The sequence below is a fragment of the Streptomyces sp. CoH27 genome (genome assembly GCF_020181035.1).
In the GTDB taxonomy this organism is placed as follows: domain Bacteria; phylum Actinomycetota; class Actinomycetes; order Streptomycetales; family Streptomycetaceae; genus Streptomyces; species Streptomyces camelliae.
Genome location: NZ_JAIQYY010000051.1, coordinates 39,517 through 55,243 on the forward strand (window position 1 = coordinate 39,517; position 15,727 = coordinate 55,243).

Here is a 15,727-nt window from a genome sequence, read left to right on the forward strand (position 1 = left end):
ATGAAGCCGCCGCCGAAGCTCGGAAGAGCTGCGGCGGCGGCCGGCAAAAGCGTTCTCTTCAGTTACGACATCACAGCTACGCCCGACCGATGCGGAAGCCGACGCCCCGCACCGTGAGAATCCAGGACTTCTCTCCGAGCTTGTTGCGAATACTGCTGACGTGCGTGTCGACCGTGCGGCGCGACCAGGAGTTGTTCCAGACCTGGCGCATGATGCGCTCGCGCGAGACGACACTGTCGGGATGTGCCGCGAGCAGTTGGAGCAGGTCGAACTCCTTGCGGCTCATCGGGATCATCCGGTTGTGCAGCTGCACTTCGCGGGTGAGTGCGTCGATCCGCAAGGGGCCGTGCTCGATGACGCGTTCGTCCTGTCGGCGCGGAGTCGCGCGCCGCATCACCGCGTCCATCCGGGCCATGAGTTCCCGGAATCCGTAGGGCTTGACCACATAGTCGTCGGCCCCGGCCTGGAGGGCCAGCACGCAGTCCAGCTCGGAGGAGCGGTCGGTGATCACGATGATCGGGATGTTGCAGGTGGTCCGGATGGCCCGGCACACCTCCAGCCCGTCGATGTCGGGCAGGTCGGGGCCCAGCAGCACCACATCCGCCTGGTCATAGACGTCGAGTGCCTCGGCGCCGGTGTCGACGCAGCTCACCTGGTGCCCTTGGCGACCCAGCGCCTGGCTCAGCGGCTCCCGCTGCTGCTGCTCGCTCTCCACGAGGAGTACCTGCCAGGTGTCGGACGCGGGGAACGAGACGGGCAGAGGCCGCGGCGGCAGCACGGCGACGCTGCTGCGGTACCGCTGCCGATCGACCTCGCCGGCAGTATCCGCGACCATGTTGATTTCCGATATCTCGGCACGCTGTTCCATCCATCTACCCCCATGTTTGTGGATGTGTAACAGAAGACAGCCCGGTCTTGTTCTCGTAAGAGGTTGTATTTACTTCCATGAAAATCGATCGGAATTTTCCGGTCGGGCCTCACAGGTGGCTTCATTGCCGACCGTGGCGAGCCAGGCGCGCACTCCGAGGTCTTGGTGTGAACTTTTTATCCGGAGGGTCGGAACGGATCGTTCCTGCCGGAGGGCTGTCGATGACGATACGTCAATGGTCACAGAGAGGCCCGCTCGACGGCTGAATTCATTGAGCCTCCTTCAATCTCAGCTTGAGCTGTTGATGTGGAGGATGCGGCCTGCCGGCCGGCGGGCCGCCGACGCCACCGGCTGCCGCGCTGAAGGCGGCGGGCCCGCAGTGGGCCGGACAGGAAACGGGGGGCCGAGTCGGGCGGATCGATCCCCGATGGGCAGACAAGCACGCGAAGCTCCGGGCGGACAGGTCGCTCTCGGTCGACAACCCATCTGCCAGGAGCTTCGCCTGGGGGACGACGCGGTCACACCTCCACGTGCCGCACCGCGCGCTCGGGCAGCCACAAGGTGCACAGCGCGGCGCCCGCGACGAGCGCGAGGGCCACCAGGAGCCCCGTCGAGGTCGCCGCCGTGAAGGCCGACGCCCCGTGCCCGCGCCGCCCGTTCAGGACGGAGAAGAAGACCGTGCCGAGCACGGAGGCACCGAGCGCGTTGCCCACCTGCTGGGCGGAGCTCAGGGTGCCCGAGGCGGAGCCGGTCTCCTCCTCGTCGACGCCCGAGAGCACGATGTCGAAGAACGGCGCGATGGCGAGCCCGGAACCGATGCCTACCACCGCGAGCGCGGGCGAGAGCCACCAGGCGTTCACCGGATCGTCCTGCACGGCGATCGTGCCCAGCGCGGCCAGCAGGCCGGCGGCGACGGTGGCGAACCCGATGAACATGGTCCGTCGCGCCATCCCGAGCGCCTGGGAGAACCCGAACCCGAGCAGCATGCCGCCGGCCTGCGCGATCGTGGCGAGTCCCGACTTCAGCGGGCTCATACCGAGACCGAGCTGGAAGAAGAGGCTGAACAGCAGCGCGCCGCCCATCATCACGCTGAAGAAGAGGATGCCGATGGACAGCCCGGAGACGAACGCCTTCTTCCCGAACAGCGAGGGGACGACGAGTGTGGGCAGGCCCTTGCCCGCCCGGTGGTACTGGTAGCGGACGAAGCCGGCGAGGGTGCCGACGCCGGCGGCCAGGAGCACGAACACCCACCAGGGCCAGCCCAGCTCACGGCCCTGCACGAGCGAGAAGACCACGGCGGCCATCCCGGCCGCGGCGATCAGGGCCCCCACCACGTCGATCCTGAGGTCCTTCTGCCGCGGCGACCGGGGCAGCACGGCGAGTCCGGCCAGCAGAGCGAGGCCACCGACGGGGACGTTGACGGCGAAGATCATCCGCCAGCCCCAGCCGAAGTAGTCCGCGTCGACCAGCCAGCCCGCCACGATCGGCCCGGCCACGCCGGACAGCGCCATCGCCGGCCCGGTCACGCCGAAGGCCATGGCGACCTTGTCGGGTGGGAAGACGCCCCTGATGATGCCGAGCGCCTGCGGCACCATCAGCGCGCCCAGCAGACCCTGCAGGATCCGGGCGGTGATCAGGGTCTCCGGGTTGGTCGCCAGCGCCGAGACCAGCGAGGTCACGGTGAAGCCGGCCAGGCCGACCAGGAAGAGGTTCTTGCGCCCGAACTTGTCGCCGAGCCGCCCGCCGATGAGCAGTCCGGCGGCCATGGCGATGGTGTATCCGGCCGCGAGCCACTGGATGAACTCCTGCGAGCCGCCCATGTCGCGCGTGATCGTCGGTCCGGCAATGGTCGTGACCAGCGAATCAAGCAGATCCATGATCTCGCCGACGAGGATGATGCCGACGGCCGCCCATGCCCGCCTGGCAGAGACCGCGGGGCCCTCCGGCGGGGCCACGGACTGCGGCATTTCGGTAGTGGACATGCCGACCTCCTGGGTCGAGACAGCTGACGTGCCGCCAACAGCGTTCGATGACGCGCGATGAACGGCGTACGACACGAGAACGCAGTTGCCTGGCACCGAACACTTACTCACTAACGAACACTGTTCTACGCTAGAATGGCGTTCGGCGTCAACCGAGCCAGAATCCACCCTTCCCCCGAGCCACCCCCGCGCCCTTGGGCGTCTCCTCACCGGTAAGGTCTCCGAGATGCGTCAGAAGTCGAACTCCGTCGAGGTGCCCCTCCCACCATGGGAGGTGCGCCGGAAAACCGAGGCTCCCGCGCGCGCTCCGCTCACCGTGGAGCGGATCGTCGACGCCGCGCTCGCGGTCGTCGACGCGGAGGGCAGCGCCGCGGTCACGATGCGCCGGATCGCCGGCGATCTGGGCGTGGTCGCCTCCAGCCTGTACGCGCACGTACGCAACCGTGAGGAGCTGCTGCTCCTGGTGGTCGAGCGCGTGATGAAGGAGGTCGGCGTCCCGAAGGTCACCGGGCAGTGGGACAAGGACCTCAAGGCGCACTACACGAAGATGCAGCGCGTGCTGTCGGCCCACGGCGACATCGCCCTCTACAACTTCGCCGCCTTCCCTCCCACCGCCATCGGCGTGGCCATCACCGAGCGGCTGCTGTCGGTCCTGCTGAACGTGGGCGTCCCCGCGAAGACCGCGGCCTGGGCCCTGCACCGGCTCACTCTCTACACGACGGCCGACGTCTACGAGGGCTGGCGTCTGGCGCACAAGAACCTGGACGACTGGCTCGATCCCGTCCGCGACTACTTCGCCTCCCTGCCCGCGGACCGGTTCCCGTCCATCGCCGACAACGTGGACGTCATGCTGGACACCGACAGCGACGGCAGGTTCGAGCTGGGCCTGGACATGCTGATCTCCGGGCTGGCGACTTTCGTCAAGGACTGACCGCCCGCCTTGTCTCCGGCCGCCGCAGCCGCAATCCCGGGACCGGTAATTTTCCGTCACGGATTCCCCTGCAGTTTCCAGGTCCGAGAATTGACAAAGAGCTGACTCTGGTCTGACCCTCAGGGAAAAATAGCCGCGCTAACGTTCATGCCGCCCCCCTCGGCTTACCCAAGGGAATTGCCATGAACGAGATCGCAGCCGACGCTGCTCCGGAATTTCCCATACTCCGCACCTGCCCGTTCAGCGTTCCGGAGACGTACCGGAAATTGGATGAGGCGGGCGGCCGGGTGCACCAGGTCCGTATGTCCGACGGGCGCCCCGCCTGGCTCATCACCAAGAACGAGGACGCCCGGGCGGTTCTTTCCGATGCCCGATTCAGTTCCGAGAAACTTCGGCCCGGGTTTCCCGAACTGTCTCCGGGTGGACTCAAGGCGCTGACCTATTTCTCGCCATTCCTCGTGAACATGGACGGCCCGGAGCACTCCCAGGCCCGCCGCGCGGTCCTCGGTGAGTTCTCCGTGCGCAAGGTCGGCGCCATGAAGCCGCGCATCCAGGACATCGTCGACACGGCGATCGACCGGATGCTGGAGCAGCCGGACCGGCCGGTCGACTTCGTCGCGCACCTCGCGAACCCCGTGCCCACGCTGGTGCTTGAGGCGTTTCTGGGCGTTCCGGCGAACGACCTCGACACCATCGAGCGCAACACCGAGAAGATGCTGCGCGAGGCCCGGACGGAGGACGAGCAGCGGGCCGCCGCCGAGGGCCTGCACGCCCACCTCGACAGCGTCATCGCGGCCAAGGAGGAGAATCCGGCCGACGACTTCCTCAGCCGTCAGATCGAGCGGTCCCGCCGGGAGCGCGGCGGAGCCGCCGACCGGTTCGAACTCGCCAGCCTGGTGCAGTTGCTGCAGATCGCCGGACACGCTTCCAGCGCTGCGATGATCTCGCTGTCGGTGCTCACCCTGCTCGCCGACCCGGAGCAGCTGAAGCAGCTCATCGCCGACCCGGACAGGACGCCGGCCGCGGTCGAGGAGCTCCTGCGCTTTCTGTCGATCACCGACACCGGGCCGCTCAGGATGGCCCTTGAGGACGTGGAGATCGGCGGCGTCCGCATCCGCGCGGGAGACGGAGTCATCATCCCCACCCTGCCGGCGAACCGGGACGCCGACGCCTTCCCCGACCCGGACCGCTTCGACATCGGGCGCACCCCCGACACCCGGCACGTCGCGTTCGGCTACGGGGCGCACCAGTGCCTCGGCCAGAACCTCGTGCGCGCCGAGCTCCAGATCATCCTCGACCGGCTCTTCCATCGCGTCCCGGACCTGCGGCTCGCCGTGGACCCCAGCGCCCTGCACTTCAAGTACTTCGGCCAGTTCTTCGGCCCCGGCGAACTTCCCGTCACCTGGTAGGAGGACCCGCACGTGAGCATACGTCTCGGCTACCACATCCCGTACTTCCATCACACGGAGACGGTCACCGACCTCTTCCCGGCACTGGTCGCCCAGGTGCGAGCCGCGGAGGACTCCGGTTTCGACCTGGTCACCACGATGGACCACTTCTACCAGCCGCCACTGATCGGCCCGCCCGACGGCCCGATGCTGGAGGCGTACACCCTGCTCGGGGCGCTGGCAGCGGCCACCAGCCGGGTGCAGCTGTCGACCATGGTGACCGGCATCGGCTACCGCAACCCCGCCCTGCTGGCCAAGATGGTCACCACGCTCGACGTGATCAGCCAGGGGCGCGCGGTGCTCGGCGTCGGCGCCGGCTGGCACGAGCAGGAACACCGCGAGTACGGCTACGAGTTCGGTACCGTCGCCGAGCGTTTCGGCCGCTTCGAGGAGGCGCTCGCCGTCATCGTCCCCATGCTGCGCGGGGCGCGGCCGCGGGTCGAGGGGCGCTGGTTCCGGGCCGAGGGCGCTATCAACGAGCCCCGGCTCCGGGAGGACCTGCCGCTGCTGATCGGAGGTGGGGGCGAGAAGAAGACGTTCGCGTTCGCCGCCCGGCACGCCGATCACCTCAACATCATCTGCACCGCGTCGGAGCTGCCGCAGAAGATGGCCGCGGTGCGGGCGCGGTGCGCCGAGGCCGGCCGGGATCCGGCGACGCTGGAGACCAGCTTCGCCATGCCGTTGATCATCGACGAGGACGGCGACCGGGCCCGCAAGCTGCTGGACGAGGCGCTGCTCAGGTCGGGCGTGAACGTGGCGGAGCTGACCGACTCCGAGCGGGCCGCGGCGACCGACCGGTTCTTCGTCGGCACCCCGGCCGAGGTCACCGAGCAGATCCGGGAGCGGGTGCTGTGCCACGGCGTCGGCGGGCTCATGGCCAACATGCTGGCCAACGCGCACGATCCGGACGTCATCGCGCTGGCCGGGCGCACGCTGGCCCCCCTGGTCGGGCTCGCGCCGAAGGCGGGGACGACGACATGACCACGGGCGGAACGCAGCGCTTCACCGGAGGCGATGTACTGATGCAACAGCTGAGGGTCGATCCACCGGTGCAGCTGCTCTGGCGGGTTCAGGGCCGGACGGCTCCCGAAGTGTTGCGGAAGATCCACAGCAATCTGGCCCAGGGCCCGTTGAACCGCCGGATGCGGGCGCCCCGGGTGCCGCTGGCCCGCCCGGTCTGGGAGCGGCACACCGACTGTCGGCCCCTTCGCGTCTCGTCTCGGACGGTCGCCCCGGAGGAGGTGATGGACTGGGCCGACGCAGCCTGCCGGGTCGAGCTCGACGCCCATGGAGGCTACGGCTGGGAACTGAGCGCGGCGCACGTCGCTGACGGCACCTCCGTGGTGTCCCTGGTGGGTTCGCACGCGCTGACCGACGGCCAGGGGCTGATCGGCGCCGCCACGCTCGCCGCCCGGGAGAGCGCCCGGCAGTGGTGCTCCGGGCAGCACTCGCTCGTCGACGACCTCACCGACGCGGTGACGGAAGGCCTGTGGACGTACTCCCGGCTGGCGCTGGCGCGGCTGTACGACAAGGTCGCCGAGGTACCCGCCACCGCCACCCGGATGCTGTTCGGGCGGTCGCCGCAGGGCGGCGGCGCGGCGCCCGTCCGCTCCCGGCTCGCCTTCACCGTGTCGGCCGCGGAGGCCGAGCGGGTGGCGGACAGCGGCGGGGGCAGCGTGACCGGGCTGATGCTCGCCATGACCGCGAACATACTGCGTGCGGCGCGGGGCACCACCGAGGCGGGCCGGCCGTTCACGGTCGGGCTGCCCGTGAGCTTCCGGCGGCCCGACGACCTGGAATCGTCCAACATGGTCGGGATCGCCACGCTGCGGCTGGACGGTCGGCGCGGGCGCTACACCGACCTCGCGGACATCCGCCGGCTGAGCAAGGCGGCGTACGCCGAGGCGGTCGGCCGGCACCTCACCGGCTACCCGCAGACGGACGCCGCGCTGTCCAACGCCGGCGAGATGCTGCCGGAGGCCCGGGACGTCTTCGGACCGGCCCTGGGCATCCTCTTCCGCACCGTCTCGGGCGCCGGAGGGCCGCCCGGCCGGATGAACTGCTTCGTCCTCAGGGCCGGCAAGACCGTGTCCGTCGGCTTCCAGTCCGCCGGTGTGGCGGTCGGTCACGGGTTGGTCGAGAGGGAGCTGGAGGCGTGGGGCATCACCCCGACGCACGCCTGGTGAGCCACCCGCCACGAGCGGCGGAACAGCGCGGCGCGCGCTAAGCAAGCCGGGCAAAGTCGACTGCGGTTCGGTCGCGCCCCAAAGGGGCGCGGGGAACTGCGCGACCAGCCACGATGGAGCCGCAGACGACCGACCACACATCGCGGCACTTCCAGCGGAGCGCTTAGTCGCGGCACACGCCCCTCAGTGTCCTCACGGCCCTCGGGAGGTCGGGAACGGCTCCTCACGGGCGCGGGAGAACGACGTACTTGCAAAAAAACACTGTTCGCTGATAGAACGATGTTCTGAACCGGAAGGCAGAGAGGAACCGTGATGGACGCTGACGTGATCGTGGTGGGCGCCGGACCCACCGGTCTGACGCTGGCCCATGAACTGGCCCTCGCCGGCGCACGCGTGGCCCTGCTCGACAAGAGCCCCGGCCGGACCGGCGAGAGCCGCGCCCTGAATCTCCACCCCCGCACCGCGGAGATGCTGGCCCTGCGCGGCATGCTCGACGGCGCGGAGGAGCAGGCCAGGACCCGGCTGGAGACCACCCACTTCGCGCACATGCCCGTCCCGCTGACGCTGGACGGCTGGAACTCCCGCTACCCGTACCAGGTCGCCATTCCGCAGGCCGAGGTCGAGAAGGTGCTGGAGGAGCACCTCGCCGCCCTCGGGGTGCGGGTCCAATGGGACTCGGAGGTCACCGGCATCGAGCAGGACGAGGAACGGGTCCGCGTCCAGGCCGGAGGCAAGTGGATCGAGGCGCGCTATCTGGCGGGCTGCGACGGCGGACGCAGCTACGTCCGCAAGGAACTCGGGGTCGAGTTCCCCGGGCTGGACGCGCGGTGGTTCGGCACCGTCTCCGACGTCGTGCTGGGCGCCACCGGCGAGGGGATCGCGACGACCTGGGACACCAAGGGCTCGCCCCGGATGCGTCCGGACGGCTCGTTCGCGAACATCTTCCCGATCGGCAAGGAGTCGGACAACGTCTACCGGATCTTCTACAGCGTCGCCGACCAGGTGATCGAGGACCAGCGCGCGAAGGTGCCGGAGGACGAGGTCATCGCGGTGATCCAGGAGTTCTACGGCTCGGACACCGAGGTCAAGGAGGTGCGCTGGGGCTCCCGGTTCAGCGACGCCTCACGCCTCGCGGAGCACTACCGCGTCGGACGGGCCTTCCTCGCGGGCGACGCCGCTCACGTCCACCTGCCGCTCGGCGGACAGGGACTCAACACCGGCGTGCAGGACGCGATGAACCTGGGCTGGAAGCTCGCCGCCGAGATCGCCGGCCGGGCCCCCGAAGGACTGCTCGACACCTATCACGGCGAACGCCACCCGGTGGGCGCCGCCGTCCTCACGAACACCCGCGCCCAGGTCGCTCTCGGCCAGAAGGGCATCGAGCACGAGGCGCTGCGGGAGATCTTCGCCCAGCTGATCAAGCTGCCGGAGGCCAACCGCCTGCTCGGCGGCGCGATCTCCGGGCTCTCCATCCGCTACGACCTCGGGGGCGACGAACCCGTCGGCTCCCGGCTCGCCGACTTCTCCCTGCCGGACGGCCGCTGGGCCAGCGAACTGTTCCACCAGGGGCACGGCGTTCTGCTGACCACGCGGACGGAACTCGTCGCCGAGGCGGCGCCGTGGACCGGCCGGGTGGACGCCGTGGAGGTACCGGAACTCCCCGGCCTCACCGTCGAGGCGGTCCTCGTGCGCCCCGACGGCTACATCTGCTGGGCGCCCGGCACGCCGCTCACGGAAGCGCTCCACCGGTGGTTCGGCACGCCCCGGATGTGACACACGGCCGGCCTTCGCGCCGGCCGTTGCGCACTCTCTTCCCCCCACACAGGAGATCCACCTCATGACCATTCTGGTGACTGGCGCGACCGGCAACGTCGGCCGCAAGGTCGTCGAATTGCTGCTCGCGGCCGGTGCCCCGGTGCGGGCCACCTCCCGGAACCCGCAGACCGCCGAACTGCCCGCGGGCGTCGACCTGCGCGCCGGGGACCTGGACGACCCCGGTTCGTTCGGGGACGCGCTGTCCGGCGTGAAGAAGCTCTTCCTGTTCCCCAACCCGTCCGGCGTCGCCGGATTCCTGGACCTCGCCAGGGCATCCGGGGTCCAGCACGTGGTGCTGCTGTCGTCCGCCGCGGTGATCGAGCCACAGGGGACCCCCAACCCGATCGGGCTCATGCACCTGTCGGTCGAACAGGCGGTGGAGCACAGCGGTATCGCCCGGACGGTGCTGCGGCCCGGTTCGTTCGCGAGCAACGCGCTGCAGTGGGCTCCCGCGATCCGCGAGAGCGGCGAGGTCCACGTCCCGTACGCCGAGAGCACGGTCTCCCCGATCCACGAGCGCGACATCGCGGCGGTCGCCGTCCAGGCCCTGCTGTCCGACGGCCACGAGGGCGCGACGTACGAGNGTGACGGACACGGTCGCCCGGATCACCGGCCGAGCGCCGGCGGCCTTCGCCGACTGGGCCGTGGAACATCGTCCGGCGTTCACCGCCGCCTGACGGCCCGACCTCCGACACGAAGGAGCCGCATCCAGGACGGGTGAGGCTCCTTCTCTCGCAGTCTTCCATCACACGCGACACTCCACGGGGAGAAGACATGATCCACCGCAGAACCGTCCTCAAGACGGGGGCGGCGCTGACCGGCGCCCTCGGTGGTGCGGGCCTGCTGGTGCCCGCCGCGGCCGGCCCCGCGCAGGCCGCCGACCTGGACCCGACGACCGTCCCGCAGTTCGAGCAGGCGATGCCGGTGCCCGAGGTGCTGCAGCCGGTGTGCGACCTGGGCCTGACCAGCTACTACGACATGACCCTGCAGGAAGCGGACGCGGAGATCCTGCCCGGCAGGCTGACCCGGGTCCGTACCTTCAACGGCAGCTTCCCCGGTCCTGTCATCCAGGCCGTCTCCGGCCGGCGGGTCGTGGTCCGGCAGACCAACCAGCTGAGCGTGCCCACCTCGATCCACCTGCACGGCGGCCACGTGCCGCAGAGCAGCGACGGCTCTCCCATGGACCTCATCGCGCCGGGCGGCGGGTCGAAGATCTACACGTACCCGAACCACCAGCCGCACGCGAACCTGTGGTTCCACGACCACGCCCACCACCAGGAGTCGGAGACCGTCTACCGCGGACTGACCGGCCTCTATCTGCTCACCGACCACGTGGAGCAGAACCTGAATCTGCCCTCGGGCGCGTACGACGTGCCGATCGCGCTGCGGGACGCCCGCTTCGACGACAGCGGCCAGCTCGTGTACGAGATGGGCGACTTCAGGAAGCGCCAGGTGCTGCTCGCCAACGGCAAGGCCTGGCCGTACTTCGAGGTCGCCGCCCGCAAGTACCGCTTCCGGCTGTTCAACACGTCCAACATGCGGTTCTACCTGCTGCAGCTGTCCGACGGCTCGGCCTTCCAGCAGATCGGCTCCGACGGCGGGCTGCTGGAGAAGCCGCTCGATGTGACGTCGGTGTTTCTCGCCCCCGGTGAGCGTGCCGACATCGTCATCGACTTCTCCCGGTACGCCGCCGGCACCAGGCTGATCCTCAGCAACGCCGGCGGGCTGCTGCCCGGCGACCCCGCCGACCAGGTCGGCAGGGTGCTGCAGTTCCGCGTCACCGGTCCCGCCGAGGACACTAGCAGCGTGCCCTCGACCCTGCGCACGCTGCCCGCGCTGGGCAGCGCCACGGTCAACCGAGACTTCGTGCTGAGCATGGACGAGACCGGCAAGACCATGGACGCGTTCATCAACGGCAAGACGTACGACATGAACCGGATCGACACCGAGATCGAGTACGGGGCCACGGAGATCTGGACCGTGCGCAACGCCAACGTCTACACGCCGCACAACTTCCATATCCACCTTGTGCAGTTCCGCGTGCTGGAGCGCGACGGCAAGCCTGTCACCTCCGGACCGGAGAGCGGGCTGAAGGACACCGTGACCCTCAAGCCCGGGGAGACGGTCAAACTGCAGGCGACCTTCACGGGCTACGAGGGCACATACGTGTACCACTGCCACATGATCGACCATGCGGCGATGGGCATGATGGCGAACTTCCGTGTCAGCAAGACCGCCACCACAGGCCGGGGCCCCGGCCGGCACCGTTCCCCCCGCCGGTGAGCCGTGCCGCCCGGCCGTCCCTCGGACGACCGGGCGGCACCGGCCGGCTGAACTACGGCGACATGGACCGCAGCCTGGGGCTGTGGTCGACCCTGGTCAAGGCCTACCAGGCCAGGCCAAGGGCGAGCTGGGTGAGCTGCTCGTCAAGGAGGTCTCCCAGGGCCGCGTCCGGTCCGCCGCCGCGGGCGCACATGCCCACCGGCCGGTGCCGGCCGGTGGTACGCACCTGCCCTGCAGGAGGCTTCCTGGGCGCAGTCGAGCACGGCCCGGACCGAGCGGCGGACGGACATGTGGGCGGCCGTGGTGGTTCGACACGGCCTTCCCGAAGATCGCGTCCTCCAGGAAGCGCAAGACGGCGGAGCCCCCCTGTGGACGACTCCGTCGGCGACGAGAGCGAGAAGCGTGAGGAGATCGGTGCGCCGGCCGTGGAGCTCGACGAGGAGGAGCTCCCGGAGCGGCATCGCCCAGCTGCTGGACGGGGCCCCTGGCGGGGCGAGATCCGGCGGTGCGCATACTGGCCCGCCACGCTCTCGAACTGCCCGACCTCGTAGGCACCGACGAGGATGCCCGCACCTCTCTGGACACCGCCTTCGCTCACCTGCGCCGAGGCCGGCCAGACCGGTAGGTCGTACGTCGGCCGCCTCTCGTCCCGCGCCCGCGCTGCGAGGCGGTCCGCCATGCCCACGGCTGCCTGTGCCGGGTCGGTGCCGCACAGGCAGCCGTGCTCCAACGGCCCCAGGAGCCGGTCCTCGGCCGCTCACCCTGCTCGCGCTCGACAAGGCTGGCGCGGTCGAGGGGGACCGGGTCGAATACGACGCCGATGTCCATGCCTTCGACCGGCCCTCCCGCTACGGCCGCCGCAGCCTGGCCGAGTGGGGTGCCCCGCTCGCCGCCAGACCCGACGCGCCGTACGGCGTCCACGCCCGCGGGCCCTTGTGCGGGCCGCCGCACGCACGCCGGTCGGCTGTCGGCGCTCGGGAGATCAGGGGCTGACCGCGGCCATGGGCAACGTACAACGACGGATGTACGTCGCTCAGCCCGTGGATGCAGACACGGCTCCCGGAACGTCGCTCCAGGGTCTGTCGAATCGGATGGGGCGCGCTTCTAGGCTGATGCAGGTCCGGTCGCGAACGGCCCCCCATCTCACGATTTCCCTCTATTTCCGAAGAGGACACCCCTTCATGATCGAGGCCCACTCCCTCACCAAACGCTACGGTGAGCGCACCGCCGTGGAAGATCTCAGCTTCACCGTGCGGCCCGGCGCCGTCACCGGCTTCCTCGGACCGAACGGGGCCGGCAAGTCCACCACGATGCGGATGCTCCTGGGCCTGGACGCGCCCACCTCGGGCCGTGCCGTGGTCAACGGCAAGAGCTACGCCGACCACCGGGCGCCCCTGCACGAGGTGGGGGCCATGCTGGAGGCCCGTGCCATCCACACCGGGCGCAGTGCCCGCAACCATCTGCTGGCACTCGCCGCCACCCACGGGATCTCGGTGCGTCGCGTGGACGAGGTGATCGACCTCGTCGGGCTGCACGCGGTGGCGAAGAAGCGCGTCGGCGGCTTCTCGCTGGGCATGGGACAGCGGCTCGGCATCGCCAGCGCACTCCTCGGCGACCCGGCCACGGTGATCCTCGACGAGCCGGTCAACGGCCTGGACCCCGAGGGCATCCTGTGGATCCGCAACCTGCTGAAGGGACTGGCCGCCGAGGGGCGCACGGTCCTGGTCTCCTCGCACCTCATGTCGGAGATGGCTCTGACCGCCGAGCACCTGATCGTCATCGGGCGCGGGCGGCTGATCGCGGACACGTCGGTCGCGGAGTTCACCGCGCGGGCCGCCGGGGACCTGGTGCGGGTACGGACCAACGAGGCGGAGAAGCTGCGCGAGCTGCTCGCGGGCCCGGACGTCACCGTCTCCTCCCAGGAGCCGGGTGTGCTGCTGGTGACCGGCATCACCAGCGAGTTGATCGGGCGGGTTGCGGCCGAGGAGGGCATCGCCCTGGCCGAACTGACGCCGCAGCAGGCGTCGTTGGAGGAGGCGTTCATGGAGCTGACCCGGGACGCCGTGGAGTATCAGGCACCCGCGGCGCAGGGCGTCGGCGCGGGCACGGAAGGGCGTGCGGCATGACGACGGCGACGGCAACGACGACGGCGACGGCAACGGCGATCCCCGAGGCGGAGCGCGGCGAGGTCAGCCAGCTGAAGGTGATCCACTCCGAGTGGATCAAGCTGCGGTCGCTGCGGTCGACGCTGTTCACGCTGCTGGCCGCGGTGGTCGCGATGATCGGCCTGGGTTACCTGTTCAGTTACTTCACCGCCGACCGCTGGTCCCATCTGCCGGCCGACGAGCGGCTGAACTTCGATCCGACGCTGACGAGTCTGCGTGGCTTCTTCCTGGCCCAGCTCGCCGTCGGCGTCCTGGGCGTCCTGGTGGTCAGCGGCGAGTACGCCACCGGGATGATCCGGGCCTCGCTGTCCGCGGTGCCGCGCCGACTGCCCGTGCTGTGGGCCAAGGCCCTGGTGTTCGGCGCCGTGACGTGGGTGCTGATGACGATCGCCGCGCTGATCGCCTTCCTCATCGGGCAGGCAGTGCTGTCCGGCCACCATCTCGGGACGTCCCTCGGCTCGCCGGGCGTACTGCGCGCGGTGCTCGGCGCCGGTCTGTATCTGACGGTCCTGGGCCTGATCGGGGTGGCACTGGGCGCGCTGATCCGCAACACCGCGGGCGGCATCGCCACCCTGTTCGGTGTGCTGCTGGTGCTTCCGGTGCTCGCCGAGGCGCTGCCGTCCTCCTGGTTCAACGCGATCAACAAGTACCTGCCGAGCACGGCGGGGCAGGGCCTCATCCGCGTCCACCAAGCGGCACATACGCTGTCACCATGGTCCGGGTTCGCAGTGTTCTGCCTCTACGCGGTCATCACGCTGGCTGGAGCGGCGGTGGCGCTGAAGCGGCGGGACGCCTGATGGCAGCCGATGAGTTCGGGGCGCGTCGATGACATACGCCCTGCCCCGAGCCGTGCGTGTCCGGGCCCAGTCGTGGCGCGCCCTCGCNCGCAGGGCGCGCCCGGCTGCGCCTGGGCGCACGGCTGTCGCCGCAGACCGTGGACGCGCTGTTCGCGGCGGCGGTCTTCGTGGCGCTGGCGGGGGCGATGCACCGCGCAATGCAGCCCTTCCTGGGACACCTTCTGCTGTTCAACTCGCTGCTGGCACTGCCGCTCGTGTGGCGGCGCCGGGCACCCCTCGTGGCGTTCCTGGCGATGTCTGCGGTGGCCTTTGTCCAGTGGTGCCTCGATGTGCGCACCCCGGCGGACATGACACTGCTGATCGCGTTGTACACGGTGGCCGCGTACGCGCCGAAGCGGCACACCCGGCTCGCCATCGGCGTACTGGAGACCGGTGCGCTGCTCGCGTCGGCCCGCTGGTCGGCTCAGGAGCGGTGCGTCGAGTCGTTCGTCGCGCTGTCCGCGATGGCGGTGGCCGCGGCCGTGATCGGCATGAACATGCACAACAGGCGCGCCCATCTGGCCTTCCTGGAGGAGCGGGCCGTACGACTGGAGCGGGAACGCGACCAGCAGGCCCAGCTGGCGGTGGCCGGTGAACGCTCCCGTATCGCCCGGGAGATGCACGACATCGTCACGCACAACCTGTCGGTGATGGTGGCCCTCGCCGACGGGGCCGTCTTCGCCCAGGAGCTTCACCCGGAGCGGGCCACCGCGGCGATGCGGCAGGTCTCCACGACCGGTCGGCAGGCGATCACCGACATGCGACGCTTCCTCGGCGTTCTGCGCGCCGACGAGCCTGACGCGCTGCGCCATCCGATGCCGGGCATCGCCCAGCTGGAGCCGCTCGCCGACCAGGTCCGAGCGGCCGGGCTGCCGACCCGCCTCGACGTCTCCGGCGACCCCGCGGCCGTACCCGTCCCGGCGCAGCTGACCGTCTACCGGCTGGTCCAGGAGGCGCTCACGAACACTCTGAAGCACACCCCGCCGGGCACCCGGGCCGATGTCCGGGTGCGCTGCGGGGCGCAACACGTCACCGTGCGGATCACCGACGACGGCCCGGCGGTGGAAACCCCGGCCGAGTCCAACGGCCAGGGGCTGCACGGGATGCGCGAGCGGGCCGCGGTGTACGGCGGCGAGTTCGAGGCGGGGCCGCGCCCCGACGGTGGCTGGCAGGTGCGGGCCGTGCTGGCCCTGTCCGGAAACGAAGCGTGAGG

Annotated in this window: 14 protein-coding genes and 1 pseudogene; 11 read left to right on the top strand and 4 right to left on the bottom strand. The window is 70.0% G+C overall.

The features are described from left to right. Positions 1-76: 76 nt before the first annotated feature. The 3 genes and pseudogenes from LE548_RS42465 to LE548_RS42475 form a co-directional block, all read right to left on the bottom strand. Positions 77-868 carry a response regulator transcription factor gene (locus LE548_RS42465; RefSeq protein ID WP_225102399.1) on the bottom strand — a complete coding sequence of 264 codons (792 nt, stop codon included), beginning with the start codon at positions 866-868 and terminating at the stop codon, positions 77-79. Positions 869-1,185: 317 nt separating this feature from the next. After that, positions 1,186-1,311, bottom strand: a pseudogene (locus LE548_RS42470) (IS5/IS1182 family transposase); the annotation flags it as partial. A 75-nt stretch (positions 1,312-1,386) separates the two neighbouring features. After that, complete coding sequence (locus tag LE548_RS42475; RefSeq protein WP_225102400.1) at positions 1,387-2,850, bottom strand: MFS transporter; 1,464 nt, start codon at positions 2,848-2,850, stop codon at positions 1,387-1,389. 226 nt (positions 2,851-3,076) lie between these two features. Between LE548_RS42475 and LE548_RS42480 the strand changes: the two genes are divergently transcribed. The 7 genes from LE548_RS42480 to LE548_RS42510 all read left to right on the top strand — a co-directional run bounded on the left by LE548_RS42480 (position 3,077) and on the right by LE548_RS42510 (position 11,513). Next, on the top strand, positions 3,077-3,781 hold the full coding sequence (locus LE548_RS42480; RefSeq protein ID WP_225102401.1) for a TetR/AcrR family transcriptional regulator: 705 nt from the start codon (positions 3,077-3,079) through the stop codon (positions 3,779-3,781). A 182-nt stretch (positions 3,782-3,963) separates the two neighbouring features. Further along, a complete protein-coding gene (locus LE548_RS42485) occupies positions 3,964-5,190 on the top strand; it encodes a cytochrome P450 (RefSeq protein ID WP_225102402.1) in 1,227 nt (408 codons plus the stop codon). Between the two features lie 12 nt (positions 5,191-5,202). After that, the gene (locus tag LE548_RS42490) at positions 5,203-6,210 is read left to right on the top strand and encodes an LLM class F420-dependent oxidoreductase (RefSeq protein WP_225102403.1); all 1,008 of its coding nucleotides are present in this window, start codon (positions 5,203-5,205) and stop codon (positions 6,208-6,210) included. After that, the gene (locus LE548_RS42495; protein ID WP_225102404.1) at positions 6,207-7,415 is read left to right on the top strand and encodes a hypothetical protein; all 1,209 of its coding nucleotides are present in this window, start codon (positions 6,207-6,209) and stop codon (positions 7,413-7,415) included. The genes LE548_RS42490 and LE548_RS42495 overlap by 4 nt, the downstream gene beginning before the upstream one ends. Positions 7,416-7,727: 312 nt before the next feature. Beyond that, positions 7,728-9,188: an FAD-dependent oxidoreductase gene (locus LE548_RS42500; protein WP_225102405.1), complete on the top strand. Its 1,461-nt coding sequence runs from the start codon at positions 7,728-7,730 to the stop codon at positions 9,186-9,188. A gap of 64 nt (positions 9,189-9,252) precedes the next feature. After that, the gene (locus LE548_RS42505) at positions 9,253-9,951 is read left to right on the top strand and encodes an SDR family oxidoreductase (protein ID WP_225102406.1); all 699 of its coding nucleotides are present in this window, start codon (positions 9,253-9,255) and stop codon (positions 9,949-9,951) included. A gap of 53 nt (positions 9,952-10,004) precedes the next feature. Further along, entirely contained in the window at positions 10,005-11,513 is a 1,509-nt protein-coding gene (locus tag LE548_RS42510) for a multicopper oxidase family protein (RefSeq protein ID WP_225102407.1), read from the top strand. 103 nt (positions 11,514-11,616) lie between these two features. Here the strand turns inward: LE548_RS42510 and LE548_RS45805 are convergent, their stop codons facing one another. Then, positions 11,617-11,739 carry a hypothetical protein gene (locus LE548_RS45805; protein ID WP_263637221.1) on the bottom strand — a complete coding sequence of 41 codons (123 nt, stop codon included), beginning with the start codon at positions 11,737-11,739 and terminating at the stop codon, positions 11,617-11,619. Between the two features lie 142 nt (positions 11,740-11,881). Here LE548_RS45805 and LE548_RS42515 point away from each other — a divergent pair, with 142 nt between their 5' ends. The 4 genes from LE548_RS42515 (at position 11,882) to LE548_RS42530 (ending at position 15,725) form a co-directional block, all read left to right on the top strand. Continuing rightward, positions 11,882-12,064, top strand: a complete 183-nt coding sequence (locus LE548_RS42515; RefSeq protein ID WP_225102408.1) for a hypothetical protein — start codon at positions 11,882-11,884, stop codon at positions 12,062-12,064. A gap of 630 nt (positions 12,065-12,694) precedes the next feature. Beyond that, complete coding sequence (locus LE548_RS42520; RefSeq protein WP_225102409.1) at positions 12,695-13,639, top strand: ABC transporter ATP-binding protein; 945 nt, start codon at positions 12,695-12,697, stop codon at positions 13,637-13,639. Continuing rightward, positions 13,636-14,475, top strand: a complete 840-nt coding sequence (locus tag LE548_RS42525; RefSeq protein WP_225102410.1) for an ABC transporter permease — start codon at positions 13,636-13,638, stop codon at positions 14,473-14,475. Before LE548_RS42520 ends, LE548_RS42525 begins: the two co-directional genes overlap by 4 nt. Before the next feature lie 56 nt (positions 14,476-14,531). Next, complete coding sequence (locus LE548_RS42530) at positions 14,532-15,725, top strand: histidine kinase (RefSeq protein ID WP_308031093.1); 1,194 nt, start codon at positions 14,532-14,534, stop codon at positions 15,723-15,725. Positions 15,726-15,727 lie beyond the last annotated feature (2 nt).